Source organism: Gemmatimonas sp. (genome assembly GCF_036405635.1).
Lineage (GTDB): Bacteria > Gemmatimonadota > Gemmatimonadetes > Gemmatimonadales > Gemmatimonadaceae > Gemmatimonas.
Genome location: NZ_DASWXE010000040.1, coordinates 10,502 through 28,728, shown reverse-complemented (window position 1 = coordinate 28,728; position 18,227 = coordinate 10,502). Strand labels below are relative to the sequence as shown.

Annotated in this window: 14 protein-coding genes; 1 reads left to right on the top strand and 13 read right to left on the bottom strand. The window is 66.0% G+C overall.

The genetic code is table 11. The features are described from left to right. Nucleotides 1-179: 179 nt before the first annotated feature. Nucleotides 180-1,466: a hypothetical protein gene (locus tag VGE27_RS02980; RefSeq protein WP_331048144.1), complete on the bottom strand. Its 1,287-nt coding sequence runs from the start codon at nucleotides 1,464-1,466 to the stop codon at nucleotides 180-182. 197 nt (nucleotides 1,467-1,663) lie between these two features. Between VGE27_RS02980 and VGE27_RS02975 the strand changes: the two genes are divergently transcribed. Beyond that, nucleotides 1,664-3,121 (top strand): hypothetical protein, encoded by a 1,458-nt coding sequence (locus VGE27_RS02975; RefSeq protein WP_331048143.1) that lies wholly within the window; start codon nucleotides 1,664-1,666, stop codon nucleotides 3,119-3,121. Between the two features lie 56 nt (nucleotides 3,122-3,177). Here the strand turns inward: VGE27_RS02975 and VGE27_RS02970 are convergent, their stop codons facing one another. Genes VGE27_RS02970 through VGE27_RS02915 form a run of 12 tightly spaced genes read right to left on the bottom strand, consistent with a single transcriptional unit; the run spans nucleotide 3,178 to nucleotide 18,150 of the window. Beyond that, nucleotides 3,178-4,191, bottom strand: a complete 1,014-nt coding sequence (locus VGE27_RS02970; RefSeq protein ID WP_331048142.1) for a 3-deoxy-7-phosphoheptulonate synthase — start codon at nucleotides 4,189-4,191, stop codon at nucleotides 3,178-3,180. Further along, a complete protein-coding gene (locus tag VGE27_RS02965) occupies nucleotides 4,184-4,948 on the bottom strand; it encodes a 2,3-dihydro-2,3-dihydroxybenzoate dehydrogenase (RefSeq protein WP_331048141.1) in 765 nt (254 codons plus the stop codon). Before VGE27_RS02965 ends, VGE27_RS02970 begins: the two co-directional genes overlap by 8 nt. After that, nucleotides 4,945-8,979: an amino acid adenylation domain-containing protein gene (locus VGE27_RS02960; RefSeq protein WP_331048140.1), complete on the bottom strand. Its 4,035-nt coding sequence runs from the start codon at nucleotides 8,977-8,979 to the stop codon at nucleotides 4,945-4,947. Before VGE27_RS02960 ends, VGE27_RS02965 begins: the two co-directional genes overlap by 4 nt. Beyond that, nucleotides 8,969-9,217, bottom strand: a complete 249-nt coding sequence (locus VGE27_RS02955; RefSeq protein WP_331048139.1) for a phosphopantetheine-binding protein — start codon at nucleotides 9,215-9,217, stop codon at nucleotides 8,969-8,971. The genes VGE27_RS02960 and VGE27_RS02955 overlap by 11 nt, the downstream gene beginning before the upstream one ends. Further along, a complete protein-coding gene (locus tag VGE27_RS02950) occupies nucleotides 9,214-9,873 on the bottom strand; it encodes an isochorismatase family protein (protein WP_331048138.1) in 660 nt (219 codons plus the stop codon). Before VGE27_RS02950 ends, VGE27_RS02955 begins: the two co-directional genes overlap by 4 nt. After that, on the bottom strand, nucleotides 9,870-11,612 hold the full coding sequence (locus VGE27_RS02945; protein WP_331048137.1) for a (2,3-dihydroxybenzoyl)adenylate synthase: 1,743 nt from the start codon (nucleotides 11,610-11,612) through the stop codon (nucleotides 9,870-9,872). Before VGE27_RS02945 ends, VGE27_RS02950 begins: the two co-directional genes overlap by 4 nt. After that, nucleotides 11,605-12,858, bottom strand: coding sequence for an isochorismate synthase (locus tag VGE27_RS02940; RefSeq protein ID WP_331048136.1), 1,254 nt, complete (start codon nucleotides 12,856-12,858; stop codon nucleotides 11,605-11,607). Before VGE27_RS02940 ends, VGE27_RS02945 begins: the two co-directional genes overlap by 8 nt. Continuing rightward, nucleotides 12,840-14,000, bottom strand: a complete 1,161-nt coding sequence (locus VGE27_RS02935; RefSeq protein WP_331048135.1) for an ABC transporter substrate-binding protein — start codon at nucleotides 13,998-14,000, stop codon at nucleotides 12,840-12,842. Before VGE27_RS02935 ends, VGE27_RS02940 begins: the two co-directional genes overlap by 19 nt. 46 nt (nucleotides 14,001-14,046) lie before the next feature. Then, nucleotides 14,047-15,315, bottom strand: coding sequence for an enterobactin transporter EntS (gene entS, locus VGE27_RS02930; RefSeq protein WP_331048134.1), 1,269 nt, complete (start codon nucleotides 15,313-15,315; stop codon nucleotides 14,047-14,049). Continuing rightward, nucleotides 15,312-16,187: an alpha/beta hydrolase gene (locus VGE27_RS02925; protein WP_331048133.1), complete on the bottom strand. Its 876-nt coding sequence runs from the start codon at nucleotides 16,185-16,187 to the stop codon at nucleotides 15,312-15,314. Before VGE27_RS02925 ends, entS begins: the two co-directional genes overlap by 4 nt. Beyond that, nucleotides 16,184-17,035: an ABC transporter ATP-binding protein gene (locus tag VGE27_RS02920; protein ID WP_331048132.1), complete on the bottom strand. Its 852-nt coding sequence runs from the start codon at nucleotides 17,033-17,035 to the stop codon at nucleotides 16,184-16,186. Before VGE27_RS02920 ends, VGE27_RS02925 begins: the two co-directional genes overlap by 4 nt. Continuing rightward, the gene (locus VGE27_RS02915; protein WP_414653533.1) at nucleotides 17,032-18,150 is read right to left on the bottom strand and encodes a FecCD family ABC transporter permease; all 1,119 of its coding nucleotides are present in this window, start codon (nucleotides 18,148-18,150) and stop codon (nucleotides 17,032-17,034) included. Before VGE27_RS02915 ends, VGE27_RS02920 begins: the two co-directional genes overlap by 4 nt. Between the last annotated feature and the right edge of the window lie 77 nt (nucleotides 18,151-18,227).

Sequence of the window (18,227 nt, the reverse complement as noted above, 5' to 3'; positions counted from 1 at the left end):
AATCAGCGCGACTACCAGACGCGCATCCTCGAGTGGTTCGGTCACTACCTCAAGGGTGAACCGGCGGCCAAGTGGATCACCAGCGGACAGACGGCGCTGGAACGGCGCGCCATTCTCGACGCGAACAAGTAGTCTGGCGTCGGTAGCTCTGGGGCGCCCTGGGTTGGCCAACGGCCAGCTCAGGGCGCTCGCAGTTTCAGAAACTCCGGCTTGGTGGCCGTGAGAATCTCCAGCACCACGCGTCGGTCGTCAGCGGAGATGCCCTGCAGGTCCGGCGTGCGATCGGTGCCGCGAAGGATGCTGTCGAGACGCGTGTAGATCGCGCGCTTCGCGACCTCAGGAAGCGCATCGAACGCCTCCGAGTGAATCAGGAAGCTGAGCGGATACTTGAAGAGGCGTTTCTCGAGGTCGAGCGTACGCAGGGAACGTCCCTGCGCATCGCGGGGGCCATGGGCCATGAAGTCGGCCGCAAAGGTCGTCGTGCCCTTCACGGGCCCCTCCAGCGGCGCCTCATTCACAAACAGCATGCCGCGCACGAGCGTCTCCACGGCACCACGCAGCCTGGGCGTCACCGGTGTGGGTTGCCCACGCTGTTCTGGCGGCGCGATGGCTGCTGCCAGCAATGCTTCGCGTGCGGCTTCGTGCGTGGCCGTGATGAGGTTGTGCATGATCGTCTGATGCGTGAGCACCATGATCGCCACAATGTCGCTCTGCGACGTGAGGTAGAACGTCGAGTCGAACTTGCCCGTCAACGCGGTGAGTGCGCTCTGGCCACGCATGTTGAACTGCGAGCGGTATTGCGCCTTATCGGCCACCTGATGACCGAGCAGCGGCGAGTGCACGTTGCCGGAATGCCCGATGGTGCCGTGTGTGCCCGTCACGTACCAGCCGCCAAAGCGCTGCCGCACCGGCGTCGCATCGGTGGTGGGACCATCGTGCACCCCCGTGATGGGATAGCCGTGTCGGTCGGCCAGCGTGGACAGCACCATGAAACCCGGCACACCACCCGTCACGGCACGCGACTGGTGACACATCAGACAGGTCGTGGTTTCGCGCGAGAAACGGGGATTGGTCCGCGTGGTTTGTCCGAACGTGTAGAAACGCGCGCCGGCTGTCGGGTGCACGGCCGCGATCTCCAGGAAGTCGCTGTCGAACACATAGCCGATGTACACGTCGTCATTGAAGTACAGCGCGCGCGGCGACCACGGCGTGATCTTGTCCGTCTGCAGGCTCGTGCGCGAGAACACCAGCGTCTGCGATGAAGACGGGATCTCGAGCGCTTTGAGCACCGCCGGCAGATAGCCCAGCACCGAGTCGTGAGCCAGCATCACCGTGCCCGCGTCCAGTTTGGCTTGCAGGCGCATGACGGGATCGAGTGCCGTGGTGTCCTGGGCCGATACGGCGCGCGCCGATCCGGCTGCGCTCGCCAGCACCATCGCCATCAGCCATCCGCGGAGTGCACGCATATCCGATAAAAGTGGGTGATTAAATGCAGGTATTAGGAGCTACGCACGCCGGGCACTTTTCGCTCGGCCGTATGTTCGTCCCATGCATCTGGTATTCGCATCGCCGAGTGGCATTGGCGCGGGACAAAGAGTGAAACTGGGGCGCCGGCGGCGCGTGGTGAGGTCAGGAAAACTGTCCTCCTCCCATTCCTCATCCAATGCACACGTTCCGGAATCGCCTGCCGAAGGTGGCATCGCTTTCCCTCTCCTTGCTTGCTGGCGTCCTGCCGTGGACCACGCTGACGGCGCAGGCCGTCAATGACCCGCGTGCCGAGTCAGTCGTGGCTGGCTCCATTGCCCGCATGGGCGGCGACAGCCTTCTGAATGCGGTCACGTCTATCCGCATGGATGTGATGACGCAGTGGCAGCGTATCGGCTTCTCGGAGCTGCCGTATGCCGATGCACCATCGTATGAACGGCACAGTGAGCTGCGCAACTACGGCACGAAGAGCTGGCGCAACACCCGCTACTTCCTGCCCAGCCCAGCCGCAGCCGTCGATGTCGTGCGCGATACCGTCGGTGCACGCTGGCTGTCCCAGCCCAATGGGCCGACGACCATCGCGCCACTCAACGTGGCCTACGTTGATGAGCGGCGCGAGCTGTTCGCCTTTGCGCCGGAGCGCACGCTGCAACAGGCCCGGGCCTCGGGTACCATGCGCCTGCTCACCGACAGCACCGTCGGCGGCGTGGCACATGCCCGCATCCGTGGCACAGTCGATGGCTTCCCCGCCACCTGGTTCATCCATCGTGGCACCCAGCTGCTGTCGTTCATCCGCTTCTCGGCTGACGAAACCAATGACTTTGGTCTCGCGCCGTGGGCACGACAGGATGTCGAGATCTGGTATTCAGGATGGACCCGCTACAACCCCGGCGTGCTCATTCCGCGTCAGCGTGATGTACGGCGTGTGGGTCGTCCGTACAAGCGCATGACCGCCATGTCGGTGGCGATCAATGCGCCGGCCCCAGCGGATTCGTTTGCCATCCCCGACAGCTCCGTGGCGCGCTATCTCGCCACCGAGCAGCGTCCGATGTGGCAGGTGTCTCTCGACTCGGTGCAGATCGTCGAGCAGGCCTTCGCGAACTTCCCGCCATTCACGGGCAGCATTGGCGCGGTGCGGATCGGCGGATCCTGGGTGCTGCTGGAAACCGCGCAGACCGATGGCGCGGTGGGTCTGGTGCATGACTGGCTGACCAAGCGTACCGGCAGCGGTGCCTCCGCAGCCATCGTGGCCCGCCCGGTGAGCGGCAACGGCGGCGTGCGATGGTTCGCCGCGAAGCAGCGCCCGCTCTATGTGGCTCCGGGCGCGGCACCATCGGTACGTCGCATGATCGGGGCAGCAGGCGCGTCGCGCGCTACGATCGTCTCGCGTGCGCAATGGCTACGCATTGGCAGCGACTCGCTGCTGGTGACGCCATTCGAGGTGCCTGACTTTGGTGTGGCACTCGCGGTGTACTCGCCAACACTGCGCTGGCTGTACACGCCCTTTGTGGGCGTCCCGACCTATCAGGCGGAGCACGACGCCATCATGGCAGACCTCAAGCGTCGCCAGTTGCCGGTAGAATGGCTCGGGACGACGCGTTCGCTGCGCACCGCCGCCCCTCGCCCGACCAACTGAGACTTCCCGATGTGATCAACACACGTGTGCATCACATCGTGCGAAACACATCGTGCTCACCCGAGGGCGCGCGCCAGGTCCCGCAGCAAGCGGCGCGTGTCCTCGAGGCCCACGCAGGCATCGGTGATGCTCTGGCCTGGGCGCAGCGGCACACCGGGCACGAAGAGCTGGCGGCCTTCCTCGAGGTGACTCTCGAGCATGATGCCCAGTACATGGGTCATGTCTTCGCTGCGCACCTGCACGCGGCGGATGATGTCTTCCAGCACCACCGCCTGCGCCCCCGACGGACCGGCGTTGCCGTGACCGCAGTCGATCATGATGCGCGGCACGAGGCGTTCACGCGCCACTGATGCGCTGGCCACATGCACGGAGTGGCGGTCAGCGTTGGGGCGGGTGCCGCCACGCAGGATGAGGTGCGTGTCCGGGTTGCCGGGGGTCTGACGCACCACGGCACGTCCTTCGTCGTCGACCGACAGCACCCGATGTGTGGCGCCCGCCGAGATCATGCCGTTGATCGCTGCGGTGACATCACCACTGGTGCTGTTCTTGAAGCCCACCGGGCACGCGAGTCCGGAGGCCATCTGCCGATGCAATGGGCTCTCCACCGTGCGGGCGCCGATGGCACCCCAGGCCACGAGATCCTGCAGATAGTCAGCGACGAGCGGATCAACAAACTCCGTCGCCACCGGCAGACCCATCGCATTGATCTCCTGGAACAGCGCGCGCGAAATACGCAGTCCATCGTTTACGCGGCCGCTGCCATCGAGTCCCGGATCATGCAGCAGGCCGGTCCAGCCCAGCCGCGTGCGGGGCTTCTCTACGTACACCCGCATCACCAGCAACAGTGAAGACGCGACTTCTTTCTGCAACGCCTGCAGGTGCCCGGCATACTCGAGTGCGGCGTCGACATCGTGCACCGAGCATGGACCAACAACGACCAGCCACCGCCGATCCGCGCCATGCAGGATATCGCGAATGACGCCGCGGGCCTGATCCACCGTTTCGAGGGCCACGTCGGCCCGGGGTATCGCCGCACGCAGCGCGTGCGGGGTGAGCAGCGCGTCAACCATGCAGTGACGCTCCGCCATCGACAAAAAGCTCGTTCATCGTGATATGTCCGGCACGATCCGACAGCAGGAACAACACTGCGTCAGCGACATCACCCGGCTCGGCGAGCTTCGCAAGTGGGATGCCGATCTTGAATTGAGCGGGAGATCCCGCAATCACACTCTCCACACCATGCTCGGCCAGCATCGCCTCGAGCATGGGGGTTCTGGTCGAACCCGGTGACACCACGTTGCATCGCACCCCAAAAGGTGCGAGCTCGAGGCCCAGACTGCGTGTGAACGACGAGGCCGCCGCCTTGGACGCGCCATACGCGGCCATGCCTTGGCGGGGTACACCGCCGGCGTTGGACGCGACGGTGACCAGGCTCCCGCGGCGCTGTGCCATCATGTGCCGCGCGAGCGCGCGAGAGAGGTTGAATACACCAGTCGTATTCACCGCGAACAGTCGCTGCCACTGGCCATCATCGGTGTCCACCACCGACGCTGTATGGAGTACACCGGCCACGTTCACGCCGAAACGCACCGCCCCCCACTCGGCGATCGTGCGCTCCACCAGTGCGTTCACCTCCGCCGACTGCGTCACATCCACGGCAGCGGCACGATAGCGCGTTGCATCCGCATCGTGGTCCGCCGGCGCGTGGCGATCAAACGCCACCACCCGCACACCCGCCTCGAGCAGCGATGACACCACGGCCGACCCGATGCCACCGGCCGCACCGCTGACGATGGCCACCTCTCCCGATAGGCCGGGATACATCATGACACCATTCCCGATGAGGCCATCATGGCGGGGTGCATCAACGACGCCACCAGCGCCGCATGCTCCGAACTCGTCATGTGTGCGTGCAACGAGGGAATGTCATGAGCGTGCACCGTGCGGGCATAGGGAGCCCATTCAGTGGCCAGGTAGGACCCGTCGCCATGGTCGAGCGCCGCGCGCAGATGCAGCAGCGGACCATCGAAGCGACGTTGTTCGTGTCCCCGCACGAGACGGTTGTTCGACTCCACCACCTGCAGCACGCCGCCCAGCGTTGCGTCGGAGAGTGTACCAAGCGGATGTCCGTACTGCCGGAGCAATCCGATCACGGATTCGAGGCTGCGGTCGGACTGGTTCATCGATGCAGGATCGATACCGGCAATGAGCAGCAGTGCATCCAGCGCCGCACCCTCTGCCGGCGGCGGTGCCAACCGCCAGTGATCACTCGGATACGCGTCCATCAGTGTCACCGATCCCACCACGGCGCCGGCTTCCTGCAACTGCACGGCCATCTCCTGCGCGATGATGCCACCCACCGACCACCCCGCGAGATGGTACGGTCCCGATGGCTGGATGGCGCGGATGCGTTGCACGTAGTCGGTGGCCATCGCACGCAGTGTTTCGGGCTGCGCTCCGCCATGAAGATCTGCCTGCAAACCGTACACGGATCGTGGATGTGGACCGGTACGACCGAGTGCGCGCCCCAGGGCGGCATAACACCAGGAGATGCCACCAGCAGGGTGCACACAGAAGAGCGGTGGCTGACCCGAGGTCATTGCATCACCACCATCCACGAGCAAGACGGTTGGTCCAAGCCCCTCCGACTGCGCGCGTGCGCCGGTCGTCGCGGGACTCACCTCGTCGAGGAAACGCGCAAAGCGGGCCACGGTGGGATTGGCGAACAGCGCACCGATACCGGCCGTGAGTTGGCGCTCGACGCGCAGGCGCACCATCGCGCTGGCCGCTAGCAACGAATGCCCACCAAGCAGGAAGAAATCGTCGTCGGCGTGCAGCGTGGACACGTCGAGCTGCAGCAGGTCGGCAAACAGTGTCGCCACCGCGTGCTCTGTGACCGTGCTCAGTTGGCGCCCTGTGCCGGTGGCCTGCTCCGGCAACGGCAGCGCCTTGCGATCGAGCTTGCCGCTGGATGTGAGGGGCAGCGTGTCCATCGCCATGACATACGACGGCACCATCGCCTCGGGCAGTCGCTGCTGCAACTGCGTGCGCAGGTTGGCCGCGTGCGCTACGTCGCTACCAGTAGCGGGCACCACATAGGCCACCAGTCGCGTTTCGCCGTCGGTCATCACCCGTGGCACCACATGCGCCTGCGCAAATCCGCCAAGGCCCATGATCACCGACTCGATCTCGCCGGGCTCAATGCGCACGCCGCGGATCTTCACCTGATGATCAGAGCGCCCGAGGTAGGTGAGTGCGCCATCGGCACGCCACATCGCCTTGTCGCCCGTCAGGTACATGCGTTCGCCCGCGACAAACGGATCGGCGACGAATCGCTCCTCGGTGAACTCGGGGCGATTGAGGTACCCACGCGCCAGCTGCACACCCGCGATGTACAGGTCACCGGGCACACCTGACGGCACGGCGCGGCGACGGGCATCGAGCACATACATGGCCGTATTCCACACGGGGAACCCGATGGGCACGGGATCGCTGCGATCATCGCGCGCCGCCGGCCAGTATGTCACGTCCACGGCCGCCTCGGTGGGGCCGTACAGGTTGTGCAACTCGGTCTGATACAACACATGGAAGCGATCACGCTGCTCCGCCGTGAGGGCCTCACCGCTGCAGAACACCTGGCGCAGGGATCGCACGCGGTTTGCCGCGCTCTCCTGATCAGCGAGAAACGCCGACAGCATCGACGGCACGAAGTGCATGACCGAGATGTGTTCCTCGTCGATCACACGGGCCAGCCACGCAGGATCGCGGTGCGACTCGGGCGGCGCCATCACCAGCGTTGCGCCGGAAACAAACGGCAGGAACAGCTCCCACACCGACACATCGAACGTGACCGGTGTCTTCTGCAGAATGTGATCTCCGGCGCCGATGCCGTAGTGCGTGCGCATCCATTCGAGACGATTCACGATGGCGGCATGCTCCACCACCACACCCTTGGGGATGCCGGTGGACCCCGAGGTGAAGATCACATACGCCGCATCACTGCCGGTTGGGCGCTCGGGAGCAATACCCGCAATCGTCGGCTGCCCCGCCACGTCGATCACACCGCCATGCACGCGTACCTGGGCAACCGTGTCCGGTAGTACCGCACTGAACGCCGCACTCGTCACCACCAGCCGCGGACGCGCCTCGGCCAGCATCACCGCCACACGGTCGGTGGGTTGATCACCTTCGATGGGCATGTAGGCCGCGCCCACGCGCAACACACCGAGCATGACGATGGACAGGTCGAGCGAACGCGGGATGGCCAATGCCACCACATCTCCGCGACGAACCCCGAGTGCAGTCAACGCGGCCGCCGCATCGCGTGCCTGTGCGTCGAGCTGTGCATAGCTCAATGTGCGTCCGTCGGCCCGAAGCGCCGGTGCATCGGGCTGTCGCTGTACCGTGGCATCGATGAGGTCCACGAGCGTGCCCGGTGCCACCGCATGCGCGGTGTCATTCACCGCGTGCACCCATCGCTGCTGTTCGTCGTCGGTGAGCGTGGGGACGACGGCCAACGTGTTGGCCTGCACGGCGCGCTGCAGGAATGTGGACAGGCGCACGAGGTGTGCCTCCACGTCTGCCGCGGAGTAGCGATCGGGATTGGCCTCGAACTCGAGTCGTGCGGTCGCGTGGTCCACGGCGGAGTCGGGACCAGCAAGCCCCAACGCTCCGCCACGAACGGCAATGGCCAGATCGTCCACCGGTCCCGTGCCGAGTACCACGTGGCTGCTCACGACATCGCGCAGAACGACTGCTTCTTCGAACGGCAGCACGTTGACGATGGGGCCGTGCACATGCCGGTCTCCGCCCACCAGGTGCAGGTCACGCCGTAACTGCTCACTGCGATAGCGGCCATGGCGACGCGCGATCCGCAGGCGATCGGAGACATCGGCCACCAGCGCCTGCACTGTCTGCGCTTCATCGAGCGCGAGGCGCATGGGCAGCACGTTCATCGTCATCGTCGGCACGCGGGCGGCGGGTGTACCCAGCCGGCCCATGTACGGCACACCGATGACGATCTCGTCATGGCCCGTGTGGCGCGTGAGATACGCGGCAATGAAGGCCACGAGCACATCCGGCCACGGCACTTCCACCTGTTCGGCCAGTGCATGCACGGCGACGAGCAGCGCCGACGGCAGTGCGGTCGACGCCATGCGCGCATGCCGGGCAGCCGGTGCGCGTGAGGCGGACAGTGATGTGATCTCGGGCCGGCGTACGAACTGCTCGTGCCAGAACCGGCGATCGCGCTCGCGCAGCGTGCCGGCGCGATAGCGCGCATCATCGGCTTGCACATCGGCAACTGCGCCCATGGCCATCCCCGGGAGCGGCAACGACTCCGCGTCATGCCCGGCATCGGGGAGATCATCGTACAACTCGCAGATGCGCCGCATGAGCAGCAGCGTACCGTAGCCGTCAATCAGGATGTGGTGAATGCCTTCATACCACAGCCAGTGTGCCGGTCCCAGCACAAACAGACGCTGCACCACCAACGCATCGCGGTCGAGTGCTCGCGGGCGGTCCATATCGGCCTGCATGGCATGCACTGCGGCGGCGTGCGGATCATCATGTCCCGTGAGATCCACCACCTCGAGCACCGTGGTCCGTGTCGACGGCACCAGACGAGGGCCGTCTTCGGTGTCGACGACCTGCACCGCAAGCCCCGCCGATTCGGCATGAGCCGCTGCGATGGCACGCGCGAACCGCGACACGTCGAGCGATCCACGCAACTCCACGGCGTGACCCGTGTTGTAGCCCGGATGCGACGGGTCTGCCTGCGAGGCGTACCAGATGCCCTCCTGGGCCTCGGTCAACGCCACGCCGGTCAGCGCGCTGCCATCGGCGAGTTCAGCCGACATGTCCCTCACCACCCGCCGCGGCGAGCAGTCCCCACCAGTAGGTGAGCTGCGGACGTTCCGCGAGCTGCGCGAACTCGATCTTGTAGCCGGCGCGCTGCCACTGCAGGGTGAGTGCCATCAGGCGGATGGAGTCGAGTCCCCAGTCGACGAGATTGTCTTCGTCACCGATCTGCGACACATCTTCCTTCAAAATGGCGGCTACGGACTCCCGCATGCCGTCGAATGTGAGAGCGCTCATGGCGTGGGCTCCGTTGCCGACAGGGCCTCGACGAGTTCCGTCGTGGTCTGCACTACCGCGCAACGGGATGCGGCGTACGTGAGGGCCTGATCGTGATGGGCGCGCGAGAAATCGCCGATCGCATCAGACACGAGGAATGGTTCGATATCGCGCATGAAGGCATCGGCCACCGACAGCATGCAGCCGATGTGCCCGTACACACCACACACGATGAGCTGCGTGCGTCCACGGGCTCGCATCATCTCCTCGAGTGGTGTGCGCTGGAAGGCACTGTAACGCCACTTGGTGAGCACATGATGCTCACTGCCGGGACGCAGTGCGTCGACAATGGCGGCCTGTTCGGCGGTGACCATGCCGGGGCCCCAGAACTTGGCCTGCAAACCACGATCGCGCTGGTCCTGCGCGGCATGCTGGGCCGTGTAAAACACCGGAACGCCCTGGGCGTCGCAGGCTTCGCGAAGGCGGGCGATGTTGGCCACGACCACATCGATCGGTGACTGGCCCGCCGCAAAGGCATCCACGAAGTACTGCTGCATGTCGTGGATGAGGAGCGCGGCCTGGCTGGTATTCACGCGCCAGGGCGCAACCACCGGCGGCAACTCCTCCGCCGTCGGCAGCGCGTACGACGCGATGCGGGGCAACTTTGCGTTGCTCATGAGCTGGTCGAATCTGAAGAGGAAGCCGGTGCAGAAGGCGTTGCATCGGCATTGCGCTGGGCTGCGAGTTCACGCAGGGCACCACGCAGGTCCTTGCGGCTGGTCTTGCCCACCCCGGTGAACGGAAACGCGTCGACATACACGATCTGGTCCGGCACCTTGTACGCCGCCAGCCCCCGACCACGAATCCACGCCTTGAGCACCGGTGGCGCGACCCGCTCACCTCGCAGAATCACGAATGCGCATGCGCGTTCACCGAGGTAGTCGTCCGGCACCGACACCACGACGGCATCGCGCACGCCGGGGTGGGCCACCAGATGATCTTCGACTTCCTCGGGCGACACCTTCTCGCCGCCGCGGTTGATCTGATCGGTCGCACGACCGTGCACCACGAGATAGCCCGTGTCGGTGAGGCTCACGAGGTCACCGGTGCGATAAAAGCCGTCTTCCGTGAACGAGCGCGCATTGGCGGCTTCGTTCTGGTAGTAGCCGCGAATGGTATACGGGCCGCGCGTTTGCAGATGCCCCACCGCGCCGCGTGCGACGGGCACATCATGATCGTCCACGATGCGCAGCTCATCGTCCGGGCTGATCGGTCGGCCCTGCGTCTGGCAGATTGTCTCTGTGTCGTCGCCGAGTCGTGTGTAGTTCACCAGCCCTTCGGCCATGCCAAACACCTGCTGCAGCGTCGCACCGAGCGTGGGCGTGACGCGTGCGGCCACGGCCGGCGTCAACTTGGCACCACCCACCTGCAGCACTTCGAGACTCGACAGGTCGGCCGAGCTCATGTCTCGCGCTTCGAGCCACATGAGCGCGACGGGTGGGACAGCCGCCGCGATCGTCACGCGCTCGCGCTCGATCAAGCCAAACGCCACATCCGGCGCCGGCGAAGGGCTGAGCACTGTGCATGCACCCGCATCGAGCGCACCGAGGAATCCCGGAGAACTCATGGGGAAGTTGTGCGCCACTGGCAACACCACGAGATACACCGACTCGGGCGTAAGCTCGCAGATGGCGGCGCTCGCCCGCACACTGTACAGGTAATCGTCGTGCGTACGCGGAATGAGCTTGGACAAGCCGGTGCTACCGCCGGACAACTGCAAAAACGCCACCGATGACGGCGATGGATCGACGATGCGCGCCGTGCTCACATCGGCGTCATCGCGCAGGAACGCCGACAGCGGCTCGAGCACCCCGTCGTCGGCCGCGTCCATGACATCAGCGCCAACCACCACGACATGCCGCACCGTCGCCTGCGCCGTACGCAAAGCGCGTCCCAGCGTGCGATAGTCGAACTTGTCGTGCACGGCCGGCATGACGTATGCCACGGCGCCCGATACCGCGGCGATATTGTCGATCTCTGTCTGGCGATGCGCAGGCAACGCAAACACCGGCACGATGCCGGCCCGGATGAGCCCCAGCATCACGGCGAAGAACTCCGGGATGTTGGGCAGCTGCACCACCACCCGCTCACCGGGACGCACACCGCGAGCCAGAAAGCCCGCCGCGACTCGGTCAGCTTCCCGATCGAGTCGCGCATACGTCCAACGCACATCGCCACCGACCACCGCCGTGCGTCCGGCATATGTCGCTGCCCGAGCGCGCAGCCACTGGCCAATGGACTCACCCTGCCAGTAGCCGGCCTCGCGATAGCGAGCCGCGTCCGCGGGGGGCCACACCTGCGTCGGCACACCGGCAACCGGTGCGTCGCCGGCCGGCATCGTCGAGGTGTCAGACATGCTGCGGCTCTCCCAGCGAAATCGCCACCGGACGGTTCACGCGCGACACCACTTCCTGCGCGCTCAGCGCCCGGAGCATCGTCTCGAACTTCGCCGACGTTTCGGCACCCTCGCCCGCCGGGTCCGACCCAATGACGATGCCCGCGCCGGCATACAGCCGCGCCCGCGTGCCCGACACTTCGGCGCAACGAATGGTGACCATCCAGCGGCCATCACCACGCGCATCACACCAACCCACTGCGCCTGTGAAGTAGTCGCGATCGAACCCTTCGAGCTCGGTGATCAGCGACTGCGCGCGCGGCTGTGGCACACCACACACCGCCGGGGTGGGATGCACCGCATCGAGCAGCTCCAGCGACGACACCGCATCGTCGCGCAGGCGGCCCGTGATACGGGTGCCCAGATGCCACATGGTGGCCGTGGACACGAGTGCCGGCAACGGCGCAAAGTCGAGCGACGTGCAGAATGGCGTGAGCACATCGGCGATCGACTCCACTACCGCGGCATGTTCACGCAGATCCTTGTCGGAGCGCATCAAAGCCTCCGCCGCCGCCCGGTCTTCCGATGGCGAAGGACGTCGCGGCGTGGAACCAGCCAGCGGATGCGACATCACCGTGTGCCCGGACTTGGACAGCAACAGCTCGGGCGTGGCGCCCACCAGCGTCCGCACGTTGCCATCCGCACCCGATGGAAGCGGCGTGGAGAAAGTCGTCACACTCGGATCCAGCCGCAGCCGCGCCAACAGACGTGGCAGATCGATGGGAGCGGTGGAGTTGAGCAACAGGCTGCGTGACAGCACCACCTTGCGCAGCGGTTCCGCCACGGCCTGCTCGACGTCATCCGCCATGCTCGCGGTCGCACTTGCAACCGCCGCTTCGTAGTCTGCCCGCGACGGCTCCGGCGTCACACGCCAGATGCCTGGCACCAACGCGCCGTGCTGCGCTTCGTCCGTGATGCCTGGCAAGGCGGCACCGCCATGCAGCGACCACGCCTCGTCCCACGAGCGACCACGCGTTACCAACACCGGACGCACCAGGTCCATGGGCCGTGCGCGATCGAACGCGATCGCACCGACCAGCACCGACTCGGGCGCGTCGACAGACATTCCTGCCAGGCACGACGCCACGGCTGCCGGCAAACCGGCATCCCGCGAGAGACGCACCCGTTCCACCACACCGGACGCCATGAAGGTGTCCGATACCGAGGAAAGCAGGAACGGCAACGTCGTCACCGGAGGCTGACCCACTGCGGACCTTCGATCGGCACGGCGATGAACTTCGCATTGATCTCGGCCAGCGTCTTCGCCGGATCGATGTCCTTGAACAGCACCGGATCGATCCAACGCGCCATCGATTCCACCGCCAGAATATCGAGCGGGGAATTCAGCAACTGATGGGCAATACCATACGTGCGACCGCTCTTCACGGCGGCCAGCGACGCGATGCCCTGGCGTGACGTCATCTTCTGCAGCGCGGCGCGCGCCTGCTCCGGCGTGAAGCCAGAGCCGAGTACGAGGCCACCGGCCTTCTCAAGGTGCGGGCCACCCGTCTCGATGTAGACCGGCGCGTTCTGCGACAGCACGTACTCGATGTTCAACTTGCCCGTGGTGCCGGGCAGCACATCGGCAGCAATGTTGTGGCCGCCCACGAAGGTGATGTAGTCACCGATGTTGCCCTTGCCGGGCGCATGGCAGCACTCCTCGGAGATGCCGGCGTGCACTTCCACGAACACCTTGGGCGGCGTACGCGAGCCGGCGCGCTGCAGGCGATCGGAGATGGCACGCATGTGCTGCTGACGGAAATCCACGAAGGCCTGCGCCGCCGCCCGACGTCCCACGAGCTGTCCGAGAATGAGGAGGCTCGGGTCGGTGTTCTTCAGCGGGTGCACGAAGAAGTCGATGAACACCACCTCAATGCCGGCCCGCTTGAGCTGCTCCACCTGCTCCGGAGACGGTCCCTGACCCATGGAGAACACGGCCACGTCAGGACGCACGCGCAGCACCTGTTCCTGCGAGTAGGTCGCCGCCGAACTGGCAATCGCGGTGAGCGAATCGAGGCGGGGGTACTTGGCGCGGAACTGCTCGTGCGTGCGCACACCGATGCGGTTGATGTCCTTCGGCCAGGCAACCAGAGCGCGCACCGGATCGGGATCGATGAGCGCCATCGCCATCAGAAAGCGCCCGTCGTCGATGAGCACACGCGACGCCGGCTTGGCGAGCGCGATGCGACGCCCCGAGATGTCGGTGAACTGCACCGGCCCCTGCGCGGCCGGCGCGGCGGCACGCGCCGTCGTGCGGGGCGCTGCCTGCGCGTGCGCAGTGCTCGCTACCGATGCCACGCCGGCTGCACCAATCGTGGCCAACAGCAACGGCAGGAACGTACGAATCACGGAGTGCCTCTCGGGAACGATGAGAAGGAGAACGAACGGAGAGAATTCATGACGGCTGTCCTTCACGCCGGATGGCGGGAAACGCGAGGACAATGGCCAGTGTGCCGATCAGTGCGATCGCGCCACCGATCGTGACCACACGATGCGGCGACAGCCAGCGCGCCGCGGCGCCGGCGAGTGCCATACCGATAGACGGCAGCACCACGGCCTGGACGAGCCAAAGGCTGCCTACTCTGCCCTGCAGTCCATCCGGCGTGTGAGACTGCAGCAAGGCACGACGGAGAATCTCTGACAGCGCGCGACCCGCGCCCGCCACCGCCAGCGCGATCACCGCCGCCAACACCGACGACGCGACACCAAGCCCAATCGTGCCCACCGCCCACAGCACGGTGGTGAAAACCAGCATGGCACCAGCATCGCGGGTGCGCCCCGTCCAGCCGGAGAAGATCGATGACAGGAACGCGCCGACCGCCGGCGCCGAGTAGAGCCAACCGGCCACGATGGCGCCGTCCATGATGGGGCCGCCCCACGGCAGCGAGGCACCGGCGAAACGCGATGACGCGAGTTCGGGGAACAGCGAACCGGGCGACGCAAACAGCGCGACGGGGATCTCGAGCAGCAACAGCGCGCCCACCACACCATGCGTGCGCGTGAACTGCCACGACTCGCGCGCCGCCGCGAGCGGCCCGAGTGGTACGCCCGGCCCCGCCGGCAACGGCTTCATGCGCGAAAGCAGCAGTGGTGTCAGCACCGCCCCCACCGCCACGAGACCATACGACGTGGTGAGCCCCCACGCACCGATGGCCACACCCGCAAGCGACGGCCCGAGCATCGCGCCCGCCTGGCTCGACACCGTGATGAGGGCGCCCGCGGCCGCGAGCTGCGCGCGCTGCACCAGTGACGGCATGGCGGCCATGAGCGCTGGCGCACTGATGCCATTGATCGCGCCGGCAATGGTCGACGCGAGATAGATGATCCACAGCTGCGGCCGCGGCAGCAACGTGTTGATGAGAAACAGCGCCGCCACCAGCACATACACACTGCGTGAACTCACGATGAGCCGTCGGCGATCGAACCGATCCGCCATCACGCCACCCACCATGAGCCCGATGGTCATCGGCACGGCGAGACAGAGATTCACCAGCCCCACATGCCACGACGAGCCGGTCAGCTCGAACACCTGCCAGCCCACCGCGACACTGATCACGCCGATGGACAGGATGGAGATCGTGCGCGCCGCAAACAGCATGCGGAAATCAGGACTCGCCCGCAGCGGCGACACATCGAGCAGGAGGCTGGCCGTGGGTGCGGTCATCGAATCCCGCTCGCCAGGCGCAACGCGGCGCTCATCGTGGGCAGCACCACCGACGCGTGATCCTCACCGGCAAACACGCGGCACTGCACATCCAACGTGGGCCCAACGCGCGCCAGATGCGCCGCGAATTCCTGCGCCTGGTCCACCATGCGGCGTGCCTGCCGGCGCTCGAGAATCTCGGCGGCGTTCGCCTGTTCGGCCTGCCACGGCGCCAACGCCTGCTCGTATTCACCCACCGTGAGCAGCACACGCGCAGCAAACGACGTCGCGGCCCCGCCACCTTCCGGCGCCTGCCACAGCGCTTCACCGCCACGCCAGATCGATGGACTGATCGCCACATAGGTCTGGTACGGCGACGTGCCGCGATGCAGCGCCTCGAGCAGCGTGTCCAGCACGAACAGGCCGCCCAGCGAGTGACCGATCAGTGTGGTGCGTCGGGTGTCCACAGCAAACGCGGCCTGCACGGCAGGCTGCACCACGTGCTCCAGAAACGTGCGGAACTGCGCGGCGCCCTGTGTCGGCGTGAAGTCGTCGGACCGGCGCTCATGACGCTCCGTCGCATGACGCTCTCGCGCACTCGCAACAACCGCAGCTGGCGCGATCCCCACAACAAGCGATGGGGCTACGCCGGTCGCATCGGAACGATGGGCACGCGTGCGCATCGACTCCACCGTCGTCGCAAACGTCGCATCACCATCGAGCTGATAGATCACGGGATAGCCGGCCGGCGGCGGTGGCTGCACCGGCCACGCGACACGCACCTCGTAGCGAACCCCTTCGGCACTGGCGAGCGTCCACGACACCGCATCGGCCACCAGCACCAGGCGGCCTTGCCGTGCATCCTGCTGCGCGCCTGCCAAGGGCGTGTTCACGCCGGTACTCCGGCGCCACGTCCACGATCCTCGGCCACCGTGCGTTCGCGGGTGCCGTCCACGATCACCTGCGGATACCCGAACGAACACGGCTCCACGCGCGCGTCCACGCCATAGATGCGCGACAACAGCGGCGAGGTGAGCGCCGCACTCGGCTCCCCCATCGCCTGAATGCGTCCACCATCGAGCACGATCAGCTGGTCGGCCCAGCGTGCGGCGAGCGTGAGATCGTGCAGCACCGAGATCACCAGCCGACCTTCATGCGCCAGCGTGCGCGCGATCGACATCACCGTCACCTGATGGCGCAAGTCGAGCGCGCTGGTGGGTTCGTCCAACAGCAGCATCGTCGGCTCGCGCACGATCGCCTGCGCCAACCCGGCCAGCTGCCGCTCGCCACCAGACAGATGCTGTAACGGCTGCAGCGCGAGATGCGCAATCCCGATGCGCTCGAGCACCGCAATGCCGCGCTGCTGCGCCTCTTCCATGGTTTCCACCGGCGGAGACAGCGGCGAGGCCTTGAGCGCGCCCAGCAAGCCATCGAGCACCGACAGCGTCACATCCTGCGGTAACGTCTGCGGCATGAATGCCACGCGCTGCGCGCGCTGCATCGCCGACACCTGCAGCAGATCCAGGCCGTCGAAGCGCACCGTGCCACGCCCTTCCACCAGCCCCGCCAACACGCGCAGCAACGTCGACTTCCCGGCGCCGTTTGGTCCGACCAGCGCGATATGCTGGCCCCCGTGCAGCGGCGGCAGTGTGAGATCGTGCAGCACCGGGCGATGCCGGTATCCCGCCGACAAGCCGCGAATCTCGAGCGGCCCTGGCATGCGTGCCTGTGCTGCACTCATGAACGGGCGCCTCCGCGGGTACCGAAGATCAGCACGACATAAAAAGGCACGCCGATCAGGGCCGTCACGAGGCCGATGGGCAGGATCGCGCCAGGCACGATCAACTTGCTCACCACCGACGCCAACGAGACCACCAGCGCCCCACTCAGCGCACTCGCCGGCAGAAAGAAGCGATGGTCTTCGCTCACCAGCATGCGCGCGATGTGCGGACCGGCGAGCCCCACAAACGGGATCGTGCCCACAAACGCCACCGCCGTGGCGGTGAGCAAGCTGATACGCAGCAACGACGCGCGACGCAGCTGCGCCACATTCACACCGAAGCTGTGCGCCCGCTCCTCACCAAGCCGCAACGCATTGAGCTGCCACGACGCACGGAACGTGAACGGCACCACACAGGCCACCACGATGGCCACCAGCTGCACACGCGGCCATGAGGCGCGTCCGAGACTGCCCATGGTCCAGAACACGAGCTGCTGCAGCGCCTGCTCACCGGCAATGAACTGCAGGATGGCCACCAGCGCATTGAACGTGAAGAACAGCGCCGTGCCGAGCAGCACCAGCAATTCTGTGGACGACCCGCGCCGCCGCACCGCCGCCTGCAGCAGGAGCACCGACCCAAACGCAAAAACAAACGCGTTGGTGGAAATCACCCAGTGATCCGGCACGCCCGGGATGCGCACGCCGAGCACGATGGCCAGCGCCGCACCAAGAATCGCGGCGGAGGAAAGACCGAGTGTGAACGGACTCGCCAGCGGATTGCGCAGCGTGGTCTGCAGCTCGGCCCCCGCCAGCGACAATCCCATACCGACGAGCAGCGCCATGACGGCACCGGGCAAGCGCACTTCCCGGATGATCATGAGCGTGGTCTCGTCCATCGGCCCATCACCAAGGAGATTGCCCAGCACTTCCGAGATCCCGAGGTCCGACGGCCCCGTCAGCACATCGGCGACGAGCGCCACGACAATGGCGAGGGTGAGCAGCACCAACAGCGCCACCCGGCGGCGGATCTGGCGGCGGTACCCGGCCAGCACCGCGGCCCCCTGTTCTGATGGGCTCCCGATGCCTGCTCGGCTGGTCTCGACGCCTTTCTGCACCGATGTCGCCGTCATGCGTATTCCGGGAGCATTTCGATCACAACGACAAAATGAGCCGATTGAGGCTCGTTTATGATGCTATAATGTCGTTTGTATGT